The organism is Rhodococcus sp. LB1 (assembly GCF_001583455.1).
In the GTDB taxonomy this organism is placed as follows: Bacteria; Actinomycetota; Actinomycetes; order Mycobacteriales; family Mycobacteriaceae; genus Rhodococcus_F; species Rhodococcus_F opacus.
In genome coordinates this window covers 1-719 of record NZ_LTCZ01000128.1, presented here as the reverse complement: position 1 = coordinate 719, position 719 = coordinate 1, and the positions used below count along the sequence as shown (strand labels likewise).

Genomic DNA, 719 nt, shown 5'->3' with positions numbered 1-719 from the left:
GCCAGCTCGACTTCGGCGGCGAGGCCAGTGGTGGTGCAGAAGGTGGCGCAAGCTGGACTGATTTGCAGAGCGACTCGATGACGGTCGGCGACCTCGTTGACACGGGCAACACGGCTGTCGGTGGCGGAATCTCCATCGCTCCCGGCGAGGCGAAGAACGTGCCGATCCTCGACGTCGAGTACACCGACGACTACGGCGCCGAGGCTCACAAGAGCAGCTTCAAGTTCACCGGCAAGAGCGGTGGCTTCACGTACTCGGACGAGACGTTCGGTGTCTCCGGTTGCGCCGGCTACGCGCAGGCCCGCTCCTACGCCAAGGTCACNNAGCCCTTCAGCCTCGGCTGACGCGTGACGCCGAAAAAAAATTGAACAATGTAATACCTCGAGGTTGGGGGCGTACGGCACTTCCGTACGCCCCCAACCTCGCTCTATGCACTGTTATGCATGTCACAGTTAGGACACGGAGGCTGGGGCGGAGGCAAATTCGGACACGTAGCTATAACATTTGGACGTTGTTTCAGCTAACTTTATCCCGTCAAGAGGTAAAGACTGCCTAACCGAACGCCGGGTAGGTGGTACCTGATGAGGGGAAAGAATGAGCGAGATCCGTAAGTCAGGCCTGCGCCGTGGGGCCCGCGTTGCCGGCCTCGGTGCTGCCGCGGCCGTAGCACTCGGCCTGATGTCCACCGGTGCTGCGAATGCCGACACCTTCGTGCCGCT

Annotated in this window: 1 protein-coding gene and 1 pseudogene; both read left to right on the top strand. The window is 61.2% G+C overall.

Going from position 1 to position 719, the window contains the following annotated elements; all coding sequences use genetic code 11:
• Positions 1–62: 62 nt before the first annotated feature.
• Entirely contained in the window at positions 63–344 is a 282-nt protein-coding gene (locus AZG88_RS19215) for an MspA family porin (RefSeq protein WP_442971725.1), read from the top strand.
• A 250-nt stretch (positions 345–594) separates the two neighbouring features.
• Positions 595–719: pseudogene (locus AZG88_RS53810) on the top strand (MspA family porin); the annotation flags it as partial.